The organism is Mycobacterium sp. NGS29 (assembly GCF_059812965.1).
Window position 1 is genome coordinate 1 of record NZ_JCALDR010000014.1, and the last position, 23,490, is coordinate 23,490.

General features: G+C 66.6%; 18 protein-coding genes and 2 riboswitches. Of the genes, 9 read left to right on the plus strand and 9 right to left on the minus strand.

All coding sequences use genetic code 11. The features are described from left to right. Nucleotides 1–41: 41 nt before the first annotated feature. Complete coding sequence (locus AC5Y5Z_RS18285) at nt 42–350, minus strand: PE family protein (protein WP_499926746.1); 309 nt, start codon at nt 348–350, stop codon at nt 42–44. Next, the gene (locus AC5Y5Z_RS18290) at nt 347–2,113 is read right to left on the minus strand and encodes a PPE family protein (RefSeq protein WP_499926748.1); all 1,767 of its coding nucleotides are present in this window, start codon (nt 2,111–2,113) and stop codon (nt 347–349) included. Before AC5Y5Z_RS18290 ends, AC5Y5Z_RS18285 begins: the two co-directional genes overlap by 4 nt. 119 nt (nt 2,114–2,232) lie before the next feature. Beyond that, nucleotides 2,233–2,450: riboswitch (cobalamin riboswitch) on the minus strand. A 131-nt stretch (nt 2,451–2,581) separates the two neighbouring features. Here AC5Y5Z_RS18290 and AC5Y5Z_RS18295 point away from each other — a divergent pair. Next, nucleotides 2,582–4,054, plus strand: coding sequence for a cobyric acid synthase (locus AC5Y5Z_RS18295; protein WP_499926750.1), 1,473 nt, complete (start codon nt 2,582–2,584; stop codon nt 4,052–4,054). Between the two features lie 67 nt (nt 4,055–4,121). Further along, nucleotides 4,122–5,855, plus strand: a complete 1,734-nt coding sequence (locus tag AC5Y5Z_RS18300; RefSeq protein ID WP_499926752.1) for a DUF3556 domain-containing protein — start codon at nt 4,122–4,124, stop codon at nt 5,853–5,855. Between the two features lie 263 nt (nt 5,856–6,118). Here the strand turns inward: AC5Y5Z_RS18300 and metE are convergent, their stop codons facing one another. The 6 genes from metE to AC5Y5Z_RS18330 form a co-directional block, all read right to left on the minus strand. Continuing rightward, a complete protein-coding gene (metE, locus tag AC5Y5Z_RS18305; protein WP_499926883.1) occupies nt 6,119–8,470 on the minus strand; it encodes a 5-methyltetrahydropteroyltriglutamate--homocysteine S-methyltransferase in 2,352 nt (783 codons plus the stop codon). A gap of 58 nt (nt 8,471–8,528) precedes the next feature. Further along, nucleotides 8,529–8,722: riboswitch (cobalamin riboswitch) on the minus strand. A 65-nt stretch (nt 8,723–8,787) separates the two neighbouring features. Then, complete coding sequence (locus tag AC5Y5Z_RS18310; protein ID WP_499926754.1) at nt 8,788–9,429, minus strand: NAD(P)H-binding protein; 642 nt, start codon at nt 9,427–9,429, stop codon at nt 8,788–8,790. Between the two features lie 41 nt (nt 9,430–9,470). After that, complete coding sequence (locus AC5Y5Z_RS18315) at nt 9,471–10,730, minus strand: TetR/AcrR family transcriptional regulator (RefSeq protein WP_499926756.1); 1,260 nt, start codon at nt 10,728–10,730, stop codon at nt 9,471–9,473. Between the two features lie 155 nt (nt 10,731–10,885). Then, nucleotides 10,886–11,533, minus strand: a complete 648-nt coding sequence (locus AC5Y5Z_RS18320) for a nitroreductase family protein (RefSeq protein WP_499926758.1) — start codon at nt 11,531–11,533, stop codon at nt 10,886–10,888. Between the two features lie 2 nt (nt 11,534–11,535). Further along, nucleotides 11,536–12,618 (minus strand): acyl-CoA dehydrogenase family protein, encoded by a 1,083-nt coding sequence (locus tag AC5Y5Z_RS18325; RefSeq protein WP_499926760.1) that lies wholly within the window; start codon nt 12,616–12,618, stop codon nt 11,536–11,538. Next, entirely contained in the window at nt 12,615–13,775 is a 1,161-nt protein-coding gene (locus AC5Y5Z_RS18330) for an acyl-CoA dehydrogenase family protein (RefSeq protein WP_499926762.1), read from the minus strand. Before AC5Y5Z_RS18330 ends, AC5Y5Z_RS18325 begins: the two co-directional genes overlap by 4 nt. A 208-nt stretch (nt 13,776–13,983) precedes the next feature. Here AC5Y5Z_RS18330 and AC5Y5Z_RS18335 point away from each other — a divergent pair, with 208 nt between their 5' ends. The 7 genes from AC5Y5Z_RS18335 to AC5Y5Z_RS18365 all read left to right on the plus strand — a co-directional run bounded on the left by AC5Y5Z_RS18335 (nt 13,984) and on the right by AC5Y5Z_RS18365 (nt 22,736). Beyond that, the gene (locus AC5Y5Z_RS18335) at nt 13,984–15,642 is read left to right on the plus strand and encodes a nitric oxide reductase activation protein NorD (RefSeq protein ID WP_499926885.1); all 1,659 of its coding nucleotides are present in this window, start codon (nt 13,984–13,986) and stop codon (nt 15,640–15,642) included. A 118-nt stretch (nt 15,643–15,760) separates the two neighbouring features. After that, the gene (locus AC5Y5Z_RS18340; RefSeq protein WP_463826784.1) at nt 15,761–16,612 is read left to right on the plus strand and encodes a CbbQ/NirQ/NorQ/GpvN family protein; all 852 of its coding nucleotides are present in this window, start codon (nt 15,761–15,763) and stop codon (nt 16,610–16,612) included. Between the two features lie 84 nt (nt 16,613–16,696). Beyond that, on the plus strand, nt 16,697–17,809 hold the full coding sequence (locus AC5Y5Z_RS18345; RefSeq protein WP_463826783.1) for an ABC transporter substrate-binding protein: 1,113 nt from the start codon (nt 16,697–16,699) through the stop codon (nt 17,807–17,809). Nucleotides 17,810–17,821: 12 nt separating this feature from the next. Beyond that, nucleotides 17,822–18,961, plus strand: coding sequence for a spirocyclase AveC family protein (locus AC5Y5Z_RS18350; protein WP_499926765.1), 1,140 nt, complete (start codon nt 17,822–17,824; stop codon nt 18,959–18,961). Continuing rightward, the gene (locus AC5Y5Z_RS18355) at nt 18,954–19,958 is read left to right on the plus strand and encodes an SDR family oxidoreductase (RefSeq protein ID WP_499926767.1); all 1,005 of its coding nucleotides are present in this window, start codon (nt 18,954–18,956) and stop codon (nt 19,956–19,958) included. Before AC5Y5Z_RS18350 ends, AC5Y5Z_RS18355 begins: the two co-directional genes overlap by 8 nt. Continuing rightward, the gene (locus AC5Y5Z_RS18360; RefSeq protein WP_463826780.1) at nt 19,942–21,159 is read left to right on the plus strand and encodes a cytochrome P450; all 1,218 of its coding nucleotides are present in this window, start codon (nt 19,942–19,944) and stop codon (nt 21,157–21,159) included. Before AC5Y5Z_RS18355 ends, AC5Y5Z_RS18360 begins: the two co-directional genes overlap by 17 nt. 92 nt (nt 21,160–21,251) lie before the next feature. Further along, complete coding sequence (locus AC5Y5Z_RS18365; RefSeq protein ID WP_463826779.1) at nt 21,252–22,736, plus strand: aldehyde dehydrogenase family protein; 1,485 nt, start codon at nt 21,252–21,254, stop codon at nt 22,734–22,736. Between the two features lie 10 nt (nt 22,737–22,746). Here AC5Y5Z_RS18365 and AC5Y5Z_RS18370 read toward each other — a convergent pair whose 3' ends face one another. Then, nucleotides 22,747–23,490, minus strand: a complete 744-nt coding sequence (locus tag AC5Y5Z_RS18370) for an alpha/beta fold hydrolase (protein ID WP_499926770.1) — start codon at nt 23,488–23,490, stop codon at nt 22,747–22,749.

A 23,490-nucleotide genomic window follows, 5' to 3' on the forward strand; every position in this document is an offset into this window, starting at 1 on the left:
GATTCTCCTTGTCTACCTTCTCGATTCGAATTCGATTCCGGCTAGCCGCCGGCAATCCCATAGGTCGCGGCGGCCGCTGCATCACCGGCGATGTAGCTCGCCCCTGCCGCTCCGACTCCGACGCCCGCGCGCCCGAGTTCTTTGACGCCCTGAGCGGCGACCGCCGCATGTTCCTGGCCCTGAGCGCTGAACCCGGCGGCGGTCTGCAGGGAGACCGGGTCCGCCGCCGGCGGCACCACCGCAGTGATCAATGGCGCTGCAGCGGCATGCGCGGCGGCCAAGCGCGCGGTCAGCGCTTCCACCGCAGCGCTGGCGGCGGCGAGTCCTTCGGGGACCACTCGCAACGTCATGACACCCACTCCTCTGCTTTGTTTGTCCAATTATCGGGGTAGGAGCCGAAGTTTTGTGTGCTTAGTGGTTGTTTGTCTTCGAATTCTTCCGCTTCCCACGTGCTGGGCAACATCGGTACGCGCGGCCCGGCGTTCATCTCGTTACCGGCAGGTGTGATCAGCCCTGCAGGTCTGGCGCCTCGCTTGCGGGCGACGCCGGCGAACCCCAGGGTTCCCGCGTTCTTGTCCGAGGCGCTGACCGCCGTAAACCGGTCGTCGCCGGCTGCCACCGGTGATTCAACGTCCGGCTCCAGATCTGCGTACTGGTAACCACGGCCAACCATGCTGGTCGTCCTCCGTCGGCGCCTCGTTGCGCGGGCCGACTCGTCGGGCGCCGGGATAGGCGCCGGAATCTCGGCGCTGTCGGTTTCCGGCGCCTGTCTGCGGGCACGGCCGCTCGCTGCGCGCCTGACCTCTGAACCCAGGTCACCCATCAGGTAGCCGAACGCATCCATATGCGCGCCCACACCCGTACCGGTCGTCGTCGGCGGCGCGGCGGCCGACGGCGGCGTTGCGGGCGCAGAAGTCGAAGCCGTCAGCTGAAACGGAGAATGTGGTGCGCCGGGGGTGGAGGGCGGCGCACTCGGCGCCAGCGTGGCTAGCGCGGGTGCGGTGGGCACGGCGATTACCGGCGGCGGCGCCACCGCAGCGAGCGCCATCAAACCTTTGACGCCCACGGGCGCCAGCACCGCACCGGCCGCCAGCGGCACCAATGGCGCGGTGAGCAGCGGAACGATCGCCATAGTCAGCGCAAGAGTGCTCTCCAGCGTGGTTTTCAACAATGCGATGGTGTCGGTGATTACCGTGCCGAAGATCTCGACGGTGACAAACATGATGGTGAAGCCGATCGTCAACGGATTGCCCGATGCGAACGCTGCGGTGAGATCAAGTGCGACAAAAGAGAACATCTGCGACAGCAGCGCCACATAGGTGCCGATGTCCATCGGGTAGCCAATCGCGAACGCGATGTTGAGCGGACTGAGATAGGTCAGCGGGTTGCCCAGAATGATCAGGTAAGGGTCGAACCCGCTGAACATGGCCTGGAGGAATGGGATGCTCGTCATCCAGTCGACGAGCGGCTGAATCACGTTGTTGTAGAACGCGGTATACATCTGCCACACCCATTGCAGGAATTGCTCCAACGGGTTGGCCGTCGTTGCCGCTTCGGCCGCAGCCATTGCGTCCGCCTTCACAATCTGCGGAGCCGGGCCGGTCTGCGGCGTGGCAGCGACGGCCGCATCGGACACCGCCTGGTAGGTGCCCATTATTGTCGCGGCTTGAATCCACATCCGCGCATAGTCTGCTTCATTGAGCGCGATCGGAATGGTGTTGACGCCGAAGAAATTCGTTGCGGTCAGCACCGCATGGACGGTGTGGTTGACGGCCAGCTCCGCCAGGGTCGGCATTGCTGCCAGGGCGGTCGTGTAAGCGACAGCCGTGGATTCCTGCGCAGCAGCGGTGGCGGCGCTGTCGGCACTGGCTTGTGTCAGCCACGCCAGATACGGCGCATGGGCAGCCACGTAGGCGGCGGTGGTCGGACCTTCCCAGGCTGCGGCCGTCACGCCGGCCAGCACGGCGGACAATTCGTCAGCCGCTTCGGTGTAGGTGACGCTGAGCGCAGTCCACTCGGCCGCGGATGCCTGCACCGGGCCGGGCCCGGGGCCGCTGCTCAGCAGCGCCGAATGCACTTCCGGCGGCGAGGCCAGCCAGATCGGGGCAGTCATCGACGTTCCTTCGGTACGACGGGATGCCCGCCGCCATCCTGGGACGTCCCGCCGCCGGAACGACTACGTTCCAGCAAAGACCATACGCCCAATCCACGAGGCGACGCGCACCGGGCGCGACGCGTCCGGTGCAACTGGCAGGTCTTCGGACTCGCAGTCACGCATCGCGAATGCGATGCACCTACTGACCGTCGCTTCCCGGTCCGGGCTAGTGGACCAGTGCTTAAGACGGTGGTCGTTCCTGCATACCGCTGCGGGACAGTCCTGGAATCACACCAGGTTCCCTCTTGTGGCGAACCTGGAATGAGCGTTCGCCGCTCGATGCCGACGAAGGTAACGATGTCGCCAGCAAACCAGCTGCAGCCACAATTTTACTCGGCCCCCAGGTAGCGAGATGAGTGACTTGAGTCACCGGCTGCGCTGGGTCCGCTGACGCGCGCATCCGGCGGCGGTGGCATGCTCGTGCTGATGTCAGGTCTGCTGGTGGCAGGTACGACGAGTGACGCGGGGAAGAGCACCGTCACCGCCGGTCTGTGCCGTGCCCTGACCCGGCGCGGGGTGCGGGTGGCGCCCTTCAAAGCGCAGAACATGTCCAACAACTCGATGGTCTGCACGGGTCCGGACGGGGCGGGTGCGGAGATCGGGCGGGCCCAGTGGGTGCAGGCCCTCGCGGCGAAGGCGGCACCTGAGCCCGCGATGAATCCGGTCCTGCTCAAGCCGGGCAGCGACCACCGCAGCCACGTGGTGTTGCTGGGCAGACCGTGGGGCGAACTGGACTCGGCGGACTGGTTCGACGGACGCCGGGCGCTGGCCGAGGCGGCACACCTTGCGTTCGACGACCTCGCCGGCCGTTACGACGCGGTCGTCGCCGAAGGGGCTGGCAGCCCGGCCGAAATCAACCTGCGCGCAGGAGATTACGTGAACATGGGGCTGGCTCGGCACGCGGGACTGCCGACGGTGGTGGTCGGTGACATCGACCGCGGCGGGGTGTTCGCCGCGTTCCTGGGCACCGTCGCGCTGCTGTCCGCCGAGGACCAGGCGTTGCTGGCAGGGTTCGTGGTCAACAAGTTCCGCGGTGATCTCGACCTGCTCGCGCCGGGGTTACGCGACTTGGAACGGGTCACCGGGCGACCGGTGTACGGCACTCTGCCGTGGCACCCCGACCTGTGGCTGGATTCAGAGGATGCGCTTGATCTGGCGGGCCGGCGCGCGTCGGGATCGGCGGCCCGCCGGGTGGTCGTGGTGCGCCTTCCCCGGATCAGCAACTTCACCGACATCGACGCTTTAGGGCTGGAACCCGAGGTGGACGTGGTGTTCGCCGCGGACCCCCGCGCCCTGGACGATGCGGACCTGGTCGTACTGCCGGGAACCCGTGCGACGATCGCCGATCTGGCCTGGCTTCGGTCCAGGCGCTTGGACCGCGCGGTGCTGGCGCACGCCGCTGCGGGAAAGCCGCTGTTGGGCATCTGCGGTGGATTTCAGATGCTGGGCCGGGCGATCCGGGACCCGCACGGGATAGAGGGGCCGCCTGCCGAAGTCGACGGCCTGGGCCTGCTCGACGTCACAACGACATTCGAAGCGCAGAAGGTGCTGCGACTGCCGCGGGGGGAGGGGCTGGGCGTGCCGGCGTCCGGGTACGAGATTCACCACGGCAGGACCGCGGTCGGCTCGGCCGAGCAGTTTCTCGGCGGTGCGCGCGACGGTCAGGTGTTCGGCACCATGTGGCACGGGTCTCTGGAGGGTGACGCCCTGCGCGAGACCTTTCTGCGCGAGACGCTCGGGCTCGTCCCGTCGGGTACCCGCTTCGCCGCCGCTCGCGAGCGCCGCCTCGACCTGCTGGGCGATCTCGTCGAACAGCACCTCGACGTCGACGCCCTACTCGAGTTGACTCGGCGCGGGTGCCCACCGACACTGCCTTTCCTCCCGCCGGGAGCGCCTTGACCACTCCGGGCCCGCTGCGACCAGTTGATGCAACGAACCTCTAGAACACGTTCTAGTGTGTCAATTTATGGGATTCCTGAAGCCCCAACTGCCGGAAGTCGACTTCGCCGAATGGAGTAAGGGCACCCGCGCCGAGAAGATCCGCCCGATGGCCCGGCACTGGGCCGAGGTGGGGTTCGGCACGCCGGTGGTGCTGCACCTGTTCTATGTCGGCAAGATCCTGCTGTACATCCTCGTGGCGTGGCTGATTGTGTTCAGTACCAAGGGAATTGATGGTTTCACCAATGTGCGGGCCTGGTACGCCGAGCCCATCGTGTTCGAGAAGGTCGTGCTCTACACGATGCTGTTCGAAGTGGTCGGTCTGGGCTGCGGCTTCGGACCGCTGAACAACCGGTTCTTCCCGCCACTGGGTTCGATCCTGTACTGGCTGCGGTTCGGCACCATCCGGCTGCCACCGTGGCCGGATCGCGTTCCGCTGACTTTCGGCACCAAACGCAAGCCGGTCGACGTGGGACTGTATGCCCTGCTGTTGATCCTGCTGATCACCGCGCTGTTCACGGACGGCAGCGGTCCGATACCGGCGGTGGGCAGCAAGGTGGGGCTGCTGCCGACGTGGCAGATCGTGACGATCCTGTTGGTGCTGGGCGTTTGTGGGCTGCGCGACAAGGTCATTTTCCTGGCCGCGCGCGGTGAGGTCTACGGTTCGCTGACCGTGACCTTCCTGCTCGGCGCGTGGAGCGTGCCAGACATGATCGTGGCCGCCAAGCTGGTGTTCCTGGTGATCTGGATGGGCGCAGCCACCTCAAAGCTCAACAAGCACTTCCCGTTCGTCATCTCGACGATGATGTCGAACAACCCGCTGATGCGGACTCGTTGGCTCAAGCGGCGCTTCTTCGAGAAGTTTCCCGACGACCTGCGCCCCGGCCGGCTGTCCCGAATCATCGCCCATATCAGCACGTTCATCGAGATGTGTGTGCCGCTGGCGCTGTTCTTCGCCGACGGCGGTTGGCCGCTGACGGTTGCCGCCACCGTCATGGTGCTCTTCCATCTGGGGATCCTGTCCGCCATCCCGATGGGGGTGCCGCTGGAATGGAACGTGTTCATGATCTTCGGCGTGCTGACGCTGTTCGTCGGCCATGCCAAGATCGGCCTGGGCGATCTCAAACACCCTGTGCCGGTGGCGATTCTGTTCGCGTTGTTGGTGGGCGTGGTAATCGCGGGCAATCTGGTACCGCGCAAGATCTCGTTCCTGCCCGGCATGCGGTACTACGCCGGAAACTGGGACACCACCCTGTGGTGCATCAAACCCTCAGGGAGCGAGAAGATTTCGCGCGGCATCGTCGCGATCTCCAGCATGCCGCAGGCGCAGCTGGAGCGGTTCTACGGCAGCCCGGAAGCTGCGCAGATACCGATCTACATGGGTTATGCGTTTCGTGGGTTCAACACGCACGGCCGGGCGTTGTTCACCCTGGCGCATCGGGCGATGGCCGGGCAGAACGAGGACGACTACGTGATCACCGACGGGGAGCGGATCTGCAGCACCGCGATCGGCTGGAATTTCGGCGACGGCCACATGCACAACGAGCAGTTGATCCAGGCGATGCAGCGCCGGTGCCAATTCGAGCCCGGCGAGGTGCGGGTGGTGCTGCTCGACGCACAGCCGATCCACCGGCAAACCCAGCGCTACCGGCTATACGACGCTGCCACCGGCGAATTCGAGCACGGCTACCTGCGGGTCGCCGACATGGTGACCCGGCAGCCCTGGGCCGACGACGTGCCGGTCCAGGTGCTGTCGGAGTGATTCTCCTCGCGTCGAGTGTCACGCTGGCGTGGCGGTGGACGCCGAACGTCACGCTGGCGTGACGCTCGGCGAGCGTGGCAGCGTGGCGAGTCTCTCCTTGCGTCGAGTGTCACGCTGGGGTGGCGGTGGACGCCGAACGTCACGCTGGCGTGACGCTCGGCGAGCGTGGCAGCGTGGCGAGTCTCTCCTTGCGTCCAGTGTCACGCTGGGGTGGCGGTGGACGCCGAACGTCACGCTGGCGTGACGCTCGGCGAGCGTGGGCGCTACAGACCCGCGCGCACCTCCTGCGCCGCGGCCACCATGTGCTCGAGCGACGCGGTCACCTCATCGGTCCGGCGGGTCTTGAGGCCGCAGTCGGGGTTTACCCAAAGACGCTGTGAGGGAACAGCTTTCAATGCTTCCCGCAACGACTTGACCATCTCCTGCGTACTCGGCACCCGTGGTGAGTGGATGTCGTAGACGCCGGGCCCGACACTGTTGGAGAATCCGATCGCGTTGAGGTCGTCGAGGACCTCCATATGCGACCGGGCCGCCTCGATGGAGGTGACGTCGGCATCCAGGTCGGCGATGGCGCCGATCACCTCGCCGAACTCCGAATAGCACAGATGGGTGTGGATCTGGGTGGAGTCGTCCACCCCGGAGGTGGCCAGCCGGAACGCCGCCACCGCCCACTGCAGGTACCCGTCCTGATCGGCGCGTCGCAGCGGCAGCAATTCCCGCAACGCCGGCTCGTCGACCTGGATCACCGCGATCCCGGCCGACTGCAGATCCACCGTCTCGTCCCGGATCGCCAGGGCGACCTGGTTGGCGGTGTCGGCCAGCGGCTGATCGTCGCGGACGAACGACCACGCCAGGATGGTCACCGGACCGGTCAGCATGCCCTTCACCGGCTGTTCGGTCAGCGACTGCGCATAGGTGATCCACTCGACCGTCATCGGCTGCGGCCGGGACACATCGCCGAACAGGATCGGCGGCCGCACACAGCGGCTGCCGTAGGACTGCACCCAGCCGTTGTCGGTGGCGAAGAAGCCGTCGAGCTGTTCGGCGAAGTACTGCACCATGTCGTTGCGTTCCGGCTCGCCGTGCACCAACACGTCCAGCCCGAGTTGCTCCTGCAGTTTGATGACGTCGGCGATCTCGGCTTTCATCCGACGCTCGTACTCGGACTGGTCGATCTCGCCGGATCGCAGCGCGGCCCGTGTGACGCGGATCGCCGAGGTCTGCGGGTAAGAACCGATCGTCGTGGTGGGCAACACAGGCAGCTGCAGCCGCGCCTCCTGACTGGCCCGCCGCTCAGCCGGGTCACCGCGATGCGTGCCGGACGCCACGATGTCATTGATGCGGGCGCGGACGCGATCGTTGTGCAAGCGCGGATCCTGCTTGCGCGAGGCCACCGCCGCATTGGATGCCTCGATCTCATCGGCGACCGCCTCGCGTCCCTCGCGCAGTGCACGCGCGAGAACGACGACCTCTTGCACCTTCTCGGCGCCGAACGCCAGCCAACTGCGCAGTGCATCGTCCAGGCCGGTTTCCGGTTCCAGCGAATACGGGACGTGCAAGGTTGAGCACGACGTCGACACCGCCACCGTGGCCGCCGAGCCCAGCAGACTCGCCAGCTTGCTCAGCGCGGACTGCAAGTCCGTGCGCCAGATGTTGCGGCCGTCCACCACGCCGGCCACCAGCGTCTTGTCGGCCAGTTCTGGAACGGCCGCGATCCCCGTGTCAGCGCCGTAGACCAGGTCGACGCCGATGGCCTCGACGGGTGTGCGGGCCAGCCCTGCCAGCGACGCGCCCGGGTTGCCGAAGTAGGTGGCGACGTAGATCGACGGCCGGTGGGCCACTCCACCCAGAGCGTTGTAGACCGCCTCCGCGAGTGCCGGAGCGTCGGGGGAGATGTCAGTGACCAGGGCGGGCTCGTCGAACTGGACCCATTGGGCGCCGCTGTCGGCGATCAGCGCCAGCAGTTCGGCGTAGATCGGCACCAGTTCCTGCAATCGTTCGATCGGAGCCGTAGCGCCGTCTACGGCCTTGCTGAGCAGCAGGAACGTGACCGGACCGATGATGACGGGACGCGCGGGGACGCCCAGCTCGTGGGCTTCCTTCAGCTCGGCGAGCACCTTGTGGGGGTGCAGCCCGAACCGGGTGGACGGGCCTATCTCAGGGACCAGATAGTGGTAGTTGGTGTCGAACCACTTGGTCATTTCCAGCGGCGAGATGTCGTCGTTGCCGCGCGCCGCCGCGAAGTAGCGGTCCAGCTCGTCGGAGACCCCACTGACGCGGGCCGGCAGCGCGCCGAGCAGGACCGCGGTGTCGAGCATCTGGTCGTAGTAGGAGAACGTGTTCACCGGCACCGAGTCCAGGCCGGCGGCGGCCAGCTGAGTCCAGGTGTCGCGGCGCAGCGACGCGGCGACCGACTCCAGGTCGGATCGGCTGGTGCGGCCGGCCCAGTAGCCCTCGGTTGCGCGCTTGAGTTCGCGGCGCGGGCCGATGCGGGGGGAGCCGGTAATGGTGGCGGTGAATTTCGGAGAAGTTGGTGCGGTCACGAGCTGGTCCTTCGGATTCGACGGTGTGGACACCGCCCGCGGACGCGCAACCGATCGCGTTACGGCATGCATCAACCGCAACGGCCCCGGCCAAACGCCCATTCCACGAGGCGATGTGCCGCCGAACGCGGCGCGTCCGGCACAGCTGGCAGGTCTTCGGACTCACAGGCGCGCACCGGGTGGTGCTCCTACTGGCCGTCGCTTCCCAGTCCGTTCTCGGGACCAGTGCTTGTCAAAGACGGCGGTCGTTCCTGCATACCGCTGCGGGACAGTTCCGGATTCTCACCGGATTCCCTCTCGCGAGCCATCAAGGCCTCGCTCGATGCCGGCGCCACAGGTGCGACGACGGCAGACCAGCTGCGTCGCCAAGGCTACTCTGTGCGCGATCTTCAGGTCGCCAGCGCTTCGGCGATCGGGACGTCGCCGTTGTTGAACTCGACGGTTCGGCCGATTGTCGAGTCGTCGGCGAGGACGGCGGCGGCGACGGCTGCCACGTCGGCCCGCGCTACCGATCCTTTGGCTTCGCCTATCGCGATGCGCCCGGTTCCCGGGTCTTCGGTGAGTCGGCCCGGTCCCAGCACGGTCCAGTCCAGGTCGGTGGCGCGCAGGTGTTCGTCCGCGGCCGCTTTGGCCTTGGCGTAGGCGAAGAACGAGTCATCCTCAGGCACACCGTGGTTCGCCCCGGCGCCGAAGTAGGACACCATGACGAACCGGCTGACGCCGGCCTGCGCTGCCGCGTCGATCACCCGGATCGCGGCATCGCGGTCCACGGCATAGGTGCGCGCCGCGTCGCCGCCACCGGCCCCGGCGGCGAAGACGACGGCGTCGTGTCCCGCCAGCAGGCCGGCAATGTCGTCGGTGCCGAGCTCCTCGATGTCGGCCGTGGTCGGTTCGGCACCGGTGTCCGCAACGTCGCTGGTGTGGCCGGGATTGCGGACGATCGAGGTCACCTGGTCGCCACGCTCGGTCAGGATTCGGGCCAGCTGCAATGCGACCTTGCCGTGGCCGCCGATGATGATGATGTTCGCCATGACGTCGACGTTACGCGTGGCACCCGAAACGGATGACTGGTCTACTTGCCGCGCACCGCGACCCCGCGCAACACGGTGTCCCGCGCCAGGATGAGCGACGTGCGGGTGCCCACCTCGCGCAGGATGTTCTCCGGTATCCACTGCATGCCGATGACGCAGCGCGCCAACATGGTGGCCGACGGCGCCTCGAGGCCGATCTCTGCAGACCGGATGCCTTCGGAGAGCAGCGATTTCATCTGACGCAACCGGGTCGTGTAGGACCAACCCGGGTTGACCGCGTCGCGGGGCGGAGACTGACGCATCCACGCGAGTTGAATCCTGAACTCATCGGAGAACTGGTCCAGAGCGTTGACATTGACCCAGCTCAGCGCGTCCAACTTTTCGATGGTCGTCGCCTCCGCACGCAACACGGCGACCCATCCGGCTTCGACCTTCTGGCCGAACGAGCGCATGATCGACGCCAGCAGTTCGTCTTTGGAACCGATCACCCGGTAGACGGTGCCGGTACCCAATCCGGCTGCCGATGCGATGTCGCGGATGGTGGTGACTTCGTACCCCTTGCGGCCGAACTCCGTTCGGGCCACTGCACGTAAGTGGGCCGCTTTATCGCTCGGGTCGGCTTCGCTGTCGTCGGCCCATGTGTCGATGACGTCGGTGGCCGCGCTGAAAGCCTTCGACCGATCCAGCACCCGATCCGCAGGTGGTCGGGATGCCAAGCCCTGCAGGATGATTCGACACAGCAATGCCGCCACCTGGTCGGCTGAGGAATTGTGCCGCATGACGTCCAGACCGACCTGCAGCATGGTCTGACAAATCCGATCGGCCAGGATCGGCAGATCGGCGTCGGTGATGTAGCCACTGGATCGAGCGGCGCGCAGCGTCTGCAGCATCGCCTCCTGCACTGCGGTGGGCTGCTGGCGGGTCAGCTTCATCAATTCGGGGTCCGCGCTGGGGCCCTCGTAGAACGACATCTGCAGCGCAGCCCGGTGTCGCACCGCGCAGTTGGCGATCGCGCGGCCCAACTCGACGATCTTTTCGGCGGGCGGACGCGGATCCGGCTCGTCCAGCTTGGCCTGAGCGCTCTGCCCGATGCGGTCCAAATCGGCCTGGTAGCGACGAATCAGCTCGACCAGAATCGCCTCTTTGGACTCGAAATGGTGGTAGAGGCTACCTGGGAGAATGCCTGCCGCATCGGCGATCTCCTGCAGCGAGGTACGCAGACCCGAGGAAGCGATCAGCGAAGCAGCGGTCTCGAGGATCTCGGTCCGCCGGGTCCCGCTTTCGATTGCGCTGTCGGTCATGGTCGGCGGCGTGCCAGCCTGCCGGACGACGCGGATCGCAGAGCGAACACCATGCGAATCGCGTCCTCCCGCCGAACCAAATCTTTGTTAGAGGTTATCAGACTGGCCGCGGCAAACGCGCTGCTTACAGACCCGCGACGGACGCGTTGACCATGCTAAATGGGCGGGCCGGTCCAGTGGTTGGATGCAACGACTTTCTCGATCGGCACTCGCGGAGCTGGCCGGAACGTGTGGCCGGCGCGCAGCCGCCCGACAGGTAGCAGACAACCCTGGACGTAGCTCGCTGGAATGCCGAGCAACTCGCCGACCGCGGCCTCGTGATGCAGGTGCAGCGTCGTGATGCACGTGCCGTAGCCGCGGGTGTGCAGCGCCAGCTGGAAGTTCCATACCGCGGGGAAGATCGAGCCGTACAGCGTCGCCAGATGGAACGACTCGTCACCCTCGATGCGCGGCAGATACGGCTGGTAGCACGGGATGACGAGCACCGGCACCCGGGACATGTTGTCGACCAGCCACTCGGTGGATGACATCAGCCGACTCTCCGGCGTCCCGGCCGGCAGGAACTTGGCGAGCAGTTGGCCGCCGACCCGACGCAGATAGGCCTCCCGATAGAACTGTGCGATCTGCTCGCGCACATCCGGGTCGGTGACCACCAGCCACCGCCAGGTCTGCGAATTCGAGCCGTTCGCGGCCTGCAGCCCGGTTTGCAGGCAGGCGCGAATCTCGGCCGGATCGACGGGAGCATCCAGGTCCAGGGACTTGCGCGCGGACCGGGTGGCGCTGAGCAGGTAATCGATATCCATGATCAGGTGCTTCCGGCGAGCTGTACGCCCACCTCGGTGAGATAACGATCGGGGCTGCCGAGATAAGCGCTCCAACTGAGCAGCCGCTTGAGGTAGAGGTGCGCATCGTGTTCCCAGGTGAAACCGATGCCGCCGAAAACCTGAATCGCGGTGTCGCCGACGGCGGCCAACCGGCCGGCGAAAGCTTTGGCCCGCAACGCCGCCAGGTGCCGCTGCTCGGGACACGAGTCGGCGGCCCACAGGGCGTGCACCACACCGCTGCGCGCCAGCTCCACCGTCTCATACATGTCGACGCAGAGATGTTGGACGGCCTGGAAAGACCCGATCGGCTGGTCGAATTGCCTTCGCGTCTTGGCATATTCGACGGTCATGTCCAGCACGGCCCGCGCGGCCCCGAGTGCGTCGGCGGCCATCGCGATGAGGACGTCGTCGATCACCGCGTCGATGGCGTCGGGGGTCAGCGTACCGATCCGCTGTGCGCCGGCGTTGTCGAAATCGACCCGAAACTGCTTGCGGGTCTTGTCGATACCGCGCTCGGGTGTCATCGTGACGCCGGGGTCGGTGGTGTCGACCGCGAACAGCGCGGTGCCGTCCTCGTCTTCGGCAAGGACCAGCAGCAGATCGGCCGCCGCCGCGTCGGGCACCGTCAACGGCGGCGAGCAGACACAAACGCCCCCGTTTCGGGACGAAATGAGGGGCTTTTGTGACTGCTCGGCCAAGACCGCAACTGTGGTGCCGTCGGCGATCCCGCGCAGGATCCGCCCGGCCGGATCGCCGCCGAGACGGGTCAGGATCCGCGCGGCCGCCACGGCAGTGGACAACCAGGGGCCCGGGTGCAGCGCGGCGCCGAGTTCTTCGGCGACGATGCCGGCCTCCACCATCGTCATCCCGGCGCCGCCGAGTTCGTCCGGCACCAGCAGGCCGGTGGCCCCGAGCTCGGCCAGGCCGCGCCACACCGCATCGGTGGTACCGGTGGGATCGTCGAGCAGCAGACGTACATGCTCCGAAATCGGTGCCTGCTCAACGAGAAAGCGTCGCACCGTGGCACGCAGGGCGAGTTGCTCTTCGGTCAGTTCGAGGTTCATCGGCGCGGCAACCCCAGGACGCGCTGTGCGGTGATGTTCTTGTTGATCTGACTCGTGCCGCCGGCGATGGTCAGCGACCGCGACGACAACCGGTAGTCGGCCCAGTGGCCGTGCACGCCGCGGGTGCCCAGTACGTCGAAAGCCAGAGCGGCCAGGCTCTGCCCGACCTCACCCCATACGGTCTTGGCCAGGCTGGCCGCCGCAAGTGCCTGCTGCTCGGATCCGCCGTGCAACGTCGCGGAAATGCCGCGCAGGCAGAGCACTTCCAGATACTTGATCCGCACGCCGAGTTCACCCAGCCGGCGCAGCACTACCGGGTCCTCCAGCGCGGCGCCACCATCCACCGCCGCCAGGTCGGCGATCAGCTCGTCCAGTCGCACATGCAATTCGGCGTAAAGCCGCGCCGCACCGGCACGTTCGTGGCTCAGCGTGGTGGTGGCGACCTGCCAGCCCGCGTTGAGCGGCCCGAGCAGCGCGTCGGCGGGCACCCGCACGTCGTGGAAGAACACCTCGGCAAAATCGGTGTCGCCGTTGAGGGTCACCAGCGGACGCGCCTCGATGCCGGGCAGCGTCATGTCCACGATCAGGCACGAGATGCCCTTGTGTTTCGGGGCGTCCGGATCGGTGCGGACGTAGAGCTGGCACCACTTGGCCTTATGGCCCAGCGAGGTCCAGATCTTCTGCCCGGTGACCACGAATTCGTCGCCGTCGCGAACCGCCTTGGTGCGTAGTGCGGCCAGGTCGGAACCTGCCTCGGGCTCGGACATGCCCTGGCACCAGATGTCGTCGGCTCGCATCATCCGGGGCAGCAGGGTGGTCTTCTGCGATTCGGTGCCGTACTGCATGATCGCCGGCGCAATATTGTTCATCCCGATCACATTGAGCGGCAACGGCGCTCGCGCCCGGGTGGTCTCCTCGGTGTACACCAGTTGTTCGAGGACGGTGGCACCGCGGCCACCGTATTCCCGCGGCCAGGCGACGGCACCCCAGCCCGCGTCGGCCGCGGTCGCGTCCCAGGCGCGCAGCTGTTCGAATACCGCGTCATCACGGGCGGACGGTCGCCGGGCGGCGCGCAATTCGTCGGTCAGATTCGCCGACAACCAGTTGCGCAACTCGTCGCGGAAGCGCTCAACTTCCACCGGGTATGAGAAGTCCACGTTTCCTATTCGACCCCATGCGATCGGCTACGGCCAAGCCGAACTCTACGTTGGAACAGATATTTGGTCAATCACGGCGCATCCCCGTCGGTGGAGCGACTCTCGTTGACTGCGCCGCGACCCGACCCTACGGTGGAACAGATATTTGGTCATCGAAAGGTGGTGGTCGCGGGTGGGGAAGGACGCACCAGTAGGTGCGGGGCTGGGCATGCTCGCCTCCGCCCTGGCCGGTCGTCCGGTAGCGGTCGTGGCCCTGCAATCGGGTGCGGCGGCGTGGACCGACGGCCAGACGATCTATCTGGATCCGTCGGACACCGTCCGCCGTCAGCGCGAGATGGTTGCGGTGCAGGCCTCATTGATCGCGGCGGGCAGCCTCCAACCTGAGGTCGTGCGAGCACTGGTCCGGCACCGACGACTGGCCAACCGCTATCTGTCGATCGAAGCGCACCGCGCCCTGGTCGCCAACCGCGACCTCTTGCCGACAGCGCTGGCTTCCCTGGGTGATTGCGACATCGCCGATCGCAGCGACTCGCCGGCTGCTTCATTGCGAATCGCCGAAGGACGCACCGTGCTCGACGACCCCGCGCAAGTATTCGGTGTTATCCGCGCCGCTAAGGTGCTGGCCGCGTGCGAGCGGCAGGTGGAAGCCACGGAACAGGCTGGTGCCCAACATGTTCCGCGGAGCACTAAGGCGCAGGAGCCGGAGCGGCTCGAGGAGCTGGACGACGACGAGATCGACGATTCCGACGATCCCGACCTGTTCACCAGCCCGGTCGGCGGCGGCGGTTTCATCGGCAAGTGGCTCAAGAAGATGCTGTCGTCCGCACGCAAGACCGGCGGCGGGGGCGGACCGCCCGGCGCGGACGACCCGACGCATCGCACCGACTCCGGAAAGCGCGGGGCGTACGCCGTGTCGTCGCTGGCGTCGACGTCGAGTGAGGACGACCGGATTCATCAGGCGCAGGCCGGCGGTGCGCGATATCCCGAATGGGATGCGGGCAACAAACGCTATCGGCCTGCCTGGTGCACCGTGCGCGAGGTCGAACCCACGATCAAGGCCGCCGCCACCCAGGCGATCGACGGCGCGATCTTCGTGCGGCGTCCGCTGTCTCGACTCGGCATGGGTCTGCACCGCCGCCATCGTCAGTCGCAGGGCGACGACATCGACATCGACGCAGCGGTGGAGGCCCGCGTCGAGATACGGGCCGGCTCGGCGCCCGATGAAGCGGTGTACCTGGACAGTCTGCGGCGACGGCGGGACCTGTCGGTGCTGTTGTTGCTTGACGTGTCAGGGTCGACCGCCGAGCCCGGCACGGTGGGGCGCACGGTGCACGAGCAGCAGCGCGCGGCGGTCGCCAACCTGGCCGTTGCGCTGCACGACCTGGGGGACCGGGTGGCGCTCTACGCGTACTACTCGCAAGGGCGGGGTGCGGTGAACATGGTGCCGGTCAAGCGGTTTGATGACCATTTCGACACGCGCGTGATGAGACGGCTCAACAGCCTGGAGCCGGGTGCGTATTCACGGTTGGGCGCGGCGATCCGGCACGGTTCGACGGTGCTGGAGGCGCGCGGCGGCACGGCGCGACGGTTGCTGGTGGTGTTGTCCGACGGCCTGGCCTATGACCACGGCTACGAGCGGCCCTACGGTGCGGCCGACGCGCGCCGCGCCTTGTCCGAAGCGCGTCGGCGAGGCACCGGATGCGTGTGTCTGACGATCGGCGCGGGAACGGATGTGCAGTCGTTGCGCCGTGTTTTCGGCAGCACCGCGCACGCGACAATCGCCCGCCCGGATCAGCTCGCCGGAGTGATCGGTCCACTGTTTAGGTCCGCCCTGCGCGCCGCGGAGGTCCAGCGCCGCGTGTCATGATCTGTTGTCCCAGAACAGCGTTCGCGTGTTCACGCCGATCGGTACAGCAGCGGCCCTCGCACTTGAAACAAACATCTGTTCCGGCTACGCTGCTACCTACGGCGGGAGAAGGGAAGCCATGGCCAACGAGTCCGGACTCGCTTACCGGAACGGCGCAACCCCTGAGGTGAAGAACTTGCGGCCCTACTACAAGGCGGTCGGCCGGGAGGAGGCCGTGTTCAAAGCGGCGTACCGCCAGGGCCTGGCGCTGGTCCTGAAAGGCCCGACGGGCTGCGGCAAGACCCGGTTCGTCGAAGCGATGGCACACGACCTGGGCCGGCCATTGATCACCGTCGCCTGTCACGACGACCTCACCACTGCCGATCTGGTCGGGCGGTATCTGTTGCGCGGCGACGAGACGGTGTGGGTGGACGGCCCACTGACCCGGGCGGTGCGCGAAGGCGCGATCTGTTATCTGGACGAGGTGGTGGAGGCTCGGCAGGACACCACGGTGGTGTTGCATCCGCTCGCAGACTACCGGCGGCAACTGCCCATCGAGCGGCTGGGCGAAACGCTGGACGCGGCACCCGGATTCGGTCTGGTGGTGTCGTACAACCCCGGCTACCAGAGCGTGCTCAAGGATCTCAAGGACTCGACGCGCCAACGTATGGTCGCCATCGAATTCGATTTCCCCGCACCGGATGTCGAAGAGGGGATCGTGGCGCACGAGGCGGGGGTGGATGCGGACACGGCTGCCGAACTGGTGCGATTCGGACAGGCCATCCGCCGGCTGGAGACCGGTGGACTCCGCGAGGTCGCCTCGACCCGGGTGCTCATCGCAGCCGGCAGGCTGGTGGCGGAGGGGCTGAGCATGCCGGAGGCGGCGCTGGCCGCGATAGCCGGACCGCTGACCGACGACGCGGCAGTGGGTAAGGCCCTGGCCGAGATGATCGAGGTGTACCTCGGCGCTGCCAACGGGGCTGGCAATTGACGCCGCATATCACCGGCGTTAGGGTCTGAACAAATATTAGGTTTGTGATGATTGCGGTCCCACGCAGTCGTCCGGGGAGGTCAGATGTCCTACGAAAGCCAGGCGGAACCGATCAAGGTCGGCTACCTGATGGATTTCAAGCTGCCGCCGGGCTTCCCGGAGGACCTGTTCGCCTCCTTCACCCAGACTTTCGACCTCATCTTCGAAGAGGCCGTCGCCCAGGGCCTGATGGACCGTCCGGTGCAGATGATCTACCGCGAGGTCGAAGGTCTACCCAAAGGTTCGGTGAAAGCGGTGATCGACGCTTACGGCGAACTCGTCGACGAGGGCTGTCTGGTGGTCTTCGGTCCGAACATCACCGACAACTGCGTTCCGTTGCGCGAAGCGATCGAGGAGCGATTCAAGGTTCCGGCCATCAGCGTGACGGGCACCGACGACTGGCTGGGGGAGTGGACCTTCGCGTTCCCCCAGGGCTCGATGACCGACGAGCCCATCTTCCTGGCCGACCTCATCGCGAAACGCGAACTCACCGAGATCGGGGTTCTGGTGGAGCAGAGCCTGATCGGTGAGAGCTACCTGAAGAACCTGCGAAGTGCCTGTCGGCGCAAAGGGATTCGAATCGTCGCCGAGGTGACGGTGGCACAGACCGCCCAGGACATCAACGAGGCGGTGCGAACCCTGCACGAGGCCAAGTCCGAAGCGATCGTGCACCTGGGCTTCGGCTTCGGGATCGTCTTCATCAATCCCGCGTTGCAGGCCGTCGACTGGGACCCGCCCCGCTTCACCACCACCGCCTGGCAGAACGCGTGGGTCAACCCGATCATGTGGAACGCGTTCATGGGCTGGACCGGGGTGGACCAGTACGACGAGGCCAACCAGATCGGGCAGGACTTCCTGGACGCCTATGCGCAGAAATACGACGGCAGTCGCCCCGAATTCTGTGTGACCGTGGTGAATCGCGATGTCGCCGCCACCCTGGTGCGGGCGTTCACCGATGCCCACCCGCTGAGTCCACGCGGGGTCAAGGAAGCACTGGAGCGGGTCAAGATGATGCCTGCGGCCTCCGGCGCGCCCGGCACTCGGGTGTCGTTCGGCAAGTGGACCCGTCGGGCGTGGATGGGCGCCGGCTATCTGGTGGCGCGAACCCTGGACGCCGATGGGGTCAACTCGCATTTGGTCGATCGGTTCGGAGAGTGAGGCGCGCCAGCGATGAGTACTGATCAAACCGTTGTGGCAGAACAGAAGTCACTCGCGCCGGCCGAGAAGCGCAAGTGGGGCGGCTGGGTCGCGGGCGCCGCGCTGGCGGCGTTCGCGCTGTTCTTCATCGTCAACTGCCGCACCGCCCTTGATCCGCGGGTGGCCAACCCCAACGTGCAGGGCCGGCCACGCCCCGTCGAATTCATGTTCGGCCTGGACTACATCACCTTCCTGGACAGTGCTACCGCGGTGGCGTTGGTGGTGCTGCTGGTGGTGTTCATCAGGGGATGGCGACGCAATCCGGGCAGTCCGGCGATGCTGATGTTCCTGTGCACCACGCTGATTGTGTGGCAGGACCCGATCATGAACTGGGCGCCGTTCGCGGTCTACAACCCCGACCTCATCCACTGGCCGGAGTCCTGGCCGCTGGTGTCGTTGTCGCCGACGGTGGAGCCGTTCGTCGTCTTCGGTTACGTGATGTTCTATTTCGGCCCGTACTTCCCGGCGGTGTGGATTCTGCGCAAACTGCAGGCCAGGAAAGGGCCCCAGCATTTCGTGTCCAAGCACCCGTTGGTCAGTTTGGGTCTGATCACCTGTGCGATCGGCTTCGTGATGGATGCCTTGCTGGAGAACACCCTTGTGCACTGGGGCATGTACATCTACTCGCAGGTGATTCCGTGGGGATCGGTGTTCACCGGGACCACCTTCCAGTTCCCGCTGATCTGGGAATCGTTCTCGGTGACCTTCGTGATGGTGCCCGCGGCGATCCTCTGCTATCGCGACGACACCGGAAAAGCTGTGGCCGAAAAGCTGGCCGCGAAAGCGAAGCTCTTCCCGAGTAGACCGGTGCTGGGCACCTTCCTGGTCATGTTCGCCATCATCAACGTGTCCTACTTCGCCTACGGCGCTTGGTTCGCCGCCATCAAAGCCAGTGGGTTGGCCACGTCGGTCGCCTGTCCGTGGCCGTACCCGGAAGCCAAAGTGTATGACCCGCAGGGCTTTTACGAGAAGGCCGGTGCCCCGGGACCGTACTCGGTGGGCATCTGGTCGACGTGGGCGAGTGGGATGCCGAACGGACGGCCGCACGTCGACCCGCCGCCGCCGGGTGAGGGCGCGTGCGCCGTCGGGCAAGGCACCGACAAACATGGCTGAGCCGCGCACCGTCGTCATCACCGGGGCGTCCCGCGGGCTGGGATTCGCCTCCGCGGTGCGGTTGTACCGTGAGGGGTGGCGCGTTGTTGCGGCCATGCGATCGCCAGAAGCGGCACTTGCGCTGCTGCGACAGGCCACCGGGGCGACACCGGAGGACGACCGGCTGATCGGGGTGGAGCTCGAGCTCACCGACGCCGCGTCCATTGCGGCGGCTGCAAAGTCGATCGAAGCAGCCGCCGGCGCTCCGTATGCGCTGGTGCACAACGCGGGCATCTCCGCCGCCGGAATGGTGGAAGAGACCGATATGGCGTTGTGGCAGAGGATGTTCGACACCAGCGTCCTGGGACCCGTTGCGCTCACGCAGGCGTTGCTGCCCTCGATGCGCGCCGCCGGACGGGGGCGCATCGTGCTGGTGTCCAGCGCCGCCGGCGTGCGCGGACAGCCTGCCACCGCGCCGTACTCGGCGGCCAAGGGCGCACTGGAGCGTTGGGGTGAAGCCATGGCCTGCGAAGTCGCGCCATTCGGCCTCGGCGTCACCGTCTTGGTGTCCGGCACCTACGACACCGACATCATTACCGACGCAGGCACCATCGACGACCGCGACTTCAGTGGGCCGTACGCCCGGTTGCACACCACGATGGACACCCGCGGGCGCTTTGCGATGAAACTCGCCAGGCCGCCCGAGCGCTTCACCGACGGACTGGTCAAGGCACTGGACGACCGGGTGCCGTTCCGGCGCCGCGGGGTGGGGCCGGATGCGTCAATGTTGTTGGCGTTGAGCAGGATTCTGCCCGCAGCAGGTATGCACCACATGTCGCGGGTCGTCCTGGGCATACCGAGACAAGGGTCTATGCAGGACGGGGCATGGCCGTTGACGATCGATCAGCGCGCCATGGTGTTCGCGGCACGGGTGCTGCCGCAGTCGGTACTGCAGCGCCTGGCGGCGCGCCGCCGGGAGGCAAGTGATGGGGAGGATGCGCATGGAACAGCTGTTTGACGATCTGGACGACTTCGGCGCTTTCGACGACGCGATCTCGGGGGATGTCCGCGACCCGTACACCGAACTGGCGAGGCTGCGCCGCGAGGAGCCGGTACAGCGCCTCGAGACGTCGGGGGCGCTGCCGCACGAGGAATCGCTGCCGATGTTCATCGTGTACCGGCACGAGGACATCCAGCAGATGTTGCGCGACAACGAAACCTACTCCTCGGCAGCGGTCATTGCGGCCTTCGGTCCGGTGCTCGGTGACCGGGTGATGCTCGGCATGGACGAGCCGGTCCACGGCCGGCTGCGGTCGCTGGTCTCCAAGGCGTTCTCCCAGAAGTCCCTGGCGCGCTACCAAGACGAATTGGTCGCCCGGGTGGCCAACAGCCTGATCGACGAGTTCGCGCCCAACGGCAGGGCGGATCTGGTCAAGGAGTTCACCTTCGATTACCCCAGCCAGATCATCGCGGGGTTGCTGGGCCTGCCGGAAGAGGACTACCCGCAGTTCCAGCGGTGGTCGATCTCGCTGCTGAGCTGGCTGATGAACCCCGAGCGCGGGCTCGCCGCCGCCGCGGCGCTGTGTGAGTACTTCGCGCCGATTCTCGAGGCTCGGCGCGCCGAGCCGAAGGACGATCTGATCAGTGCCCTCGGCGCGGCCGAGATCGACGGGCAGAAGCTCGCCGACGAGGAGATCTTCTCGTTTCTGCGCCTGTTGCTGCCGGCCGGCGTGGAGACGACATACCGGTCGCTGGGCAGTCTGCTGCTCGCACTGCTGAAAGACCCCGCCCAATTGGAAGCGATCCGCGCGGACCGCTCGCTGCTGCCGCAGGCGATCGAGGAAGGCGTGCGGTGGGAGTCGCCGCTGCTCACCATCACCCGGGTGACCACCCGTGACACCGAATTAGGCGGGGTGGCCATCCCGGCCGGTGCCACGGTGATGCCGATGCTGGGTTCGGCGAACCGGCAGGAAGACCGGTACGACGACCCGGACACGTTCAACATCCACCGCCCTCCCAAGGCGAACCTCGGCTGGGGACACGGCGTCCACGTCTGCCTGGGCATGCACCTGGCCCGGCTGGAGATGCGCACCGCGATCAATCTGCTGCTGGACCGGTTGCCCAACCTGCGGCTGGACCCCGACGCCGACGACCCGCACGTCCGCGGGCAGGTCTTCCGGTCGCCCACCTCGGTTCCGGTGCTGTTCGACCCCCGGTAGCGGGACCCCGCAGCGGCCGCAACTTGCCAATCGGCTAGTTTCCGGTAAGGCTCTCCGTAGCCCCTCGTACGAGTCAGAAGAGAGTGACAGGTATGACTGAAACTGTAAAGGTCCGGTTTGAGCCGAAGATGATGATCGACGGCAAGCTCGTCGACGGTCAGGCCGGCACCTTCACCAACATCAACCCCGCCACCGAGGAGCCGCTCGGCGAGGTCGCGGATGCTTCCAAGGAGGACATGCAGCGGGCCATCGACGCCGCCCGCCGGGCGTTCGACGAGACCGACTGGTCGACGAACCGCGAGCTGCGCAAGCGCTGTCTGTTGCAGCTGCACGACGCGATCGAGGAGGAGAAGGAGGAGCTGCGCGAGGAGCTCATCCTCGAGGTCGGCGCGCCCCGGGCGATTACGTTCGGCCCCCAGCTGGACGCCCCGCTGGCCGACGGGCTGAAGTATCCGGCCCGCCTGATCGACGAGTACGCGTGGGAGACCGACCTGGGTGACCGGGTGATCAGCCTGACCGGCACGAACACCACCATCAAAGTCTGGCGGGAGCCGGTGGGCGTGGTCGGCGCGATCGTGCCGTGGAACTTCCCGTTCGAAGTGACCGTCAACAAGCTCGGCCAGGCGCTGGGCGCCGGCAACACCGTGGTGCTCAAACCGGCGCCCAATACGCCGTTCAACGCCACCCGGCTGGGCCGGCTGATCGCCGAGAAGACGGACATCCCGGCCGGCGTCGTGAACGTCGTCACCGCATCGGATCACCTTGTCGGCGAAGAACTTACGTTGTCGCCCAAGGTCGACCTGATCTCCTTCACCGGTTCGACGGTGGTCGGCAAACGGATCATGGAGAAGGGTGCCGCCACCATGAAGCGGCTGTTCCTCGAGTTGGGCGGCAAGTCGGCCACCATCGTGCTGGAGGACGCCGACTTCGGGATGGCCTGCGCGATCGGCATCGCGCCGTGCATGCACGCCGGGCAGGGCTGTGCCAACCCGACCCGGATGCTGTTGCCGCGATCCCGCTACGAGGAGGGGGTGGCGATCCTGAAGAGCATCTACGAGAACGTCACCTGCGGTGACCCGCAGGACCCCGGCACCTTGTGCGGCCCGGTGATCTCGCAGGTGCAGCGCGACCGCGTCATGGGCTACATCCGCAAGGGTGTCGAAGAAGGGGCCACCGCGCTGGTCGGCGGACCGGATGCCGAGACCGGCTTCGACAAGGGATTCTTCGTCCGCCCAACGCTTTTCACCGACGTCGACAACTCGATGACGATTGCCCAGGAGGAGATCTTCGGCCCGGTGCTCTCGGTCATCCCCTTCGACGACGAGGAAGACGCGATCCGCATCGCCAACGACAGCAAGTACGGGTTGGCCGGCAACGTGATGTCCGGATCGCTGGATCGCTCGCTGGCCGTCGCGCGCCGGATCAAGGCCGGTTTCATGGGAGTCAACGGCGGCGCTCCGTATGCGGCCGACGCCCCGTTCGGCGGATACAAGGACAGCGGGGTGGGTCGTCAGAACGGCGTCGTCGGATTCGACCAGTACACCGAGGTCAAGACGGTGGGGTACCCCGCGGGCTGAGCCGGCGGGCTCAGCGAAGCTGGGTCGTCTCCAGGATTGTGCGCGCGACGAGGTCGGGATCGTCGAGCATCGCGACGTGACCGACATCGGGCAGGATCCGGTATTGGGCCTGCGGGAACAACTTTCGCGCGCGCGCACCGTTGACGGCGGGCGGGAAGATCCGGTCGCGTGCCGCCCAGGCCAGCACGACCGGGCAAGGCAGCGGGTGCATCGGCTCCAGTTGTTCGTCGCTGCTGAGGAGGTCAGTGCGGGCAGTGCAGCCGAGCAGGTCGTCGGCGAGGTCGACGAATTCTTCTGGAGTCAGACGGTTGCCGTGAACAACGTTGTCTCGCAGGGCAATTCGCCGTACGAGCGGGACTCGTGCCGCGACCGGGAGCACCTGCCTGGTGTGCTCGGTGAGCCAGACGACGCGCCGCAGCGCGGTGGTGGCGTGCTGCTGGTCGCCGGTACCCGTCGTCCAGCAACCGGCCGGCGACAGCGCGCACACCGTTCGTGCGCGGTGCCGGCGGGCGAGTTCGAGCGCCACCCATCCGCCCATCGAATTGCCCGCCAGATGTGGACGGTCGAGCCCGAGTTCGTCGAGTGCCCGTTCGGCGTCGTCGACGACGTCAGCGATCCGGACGGGTCTGGCCGTCGGGTTGCGGCCACCCCGGTGACCGAGTGCGGTCAACGCGATCGCCTCGTGTTGCTGCGCCAATAACGGCACCACCCGCCGCCACATCAACTCGCTGCCGGTCACGCCGTGCAACAGCAC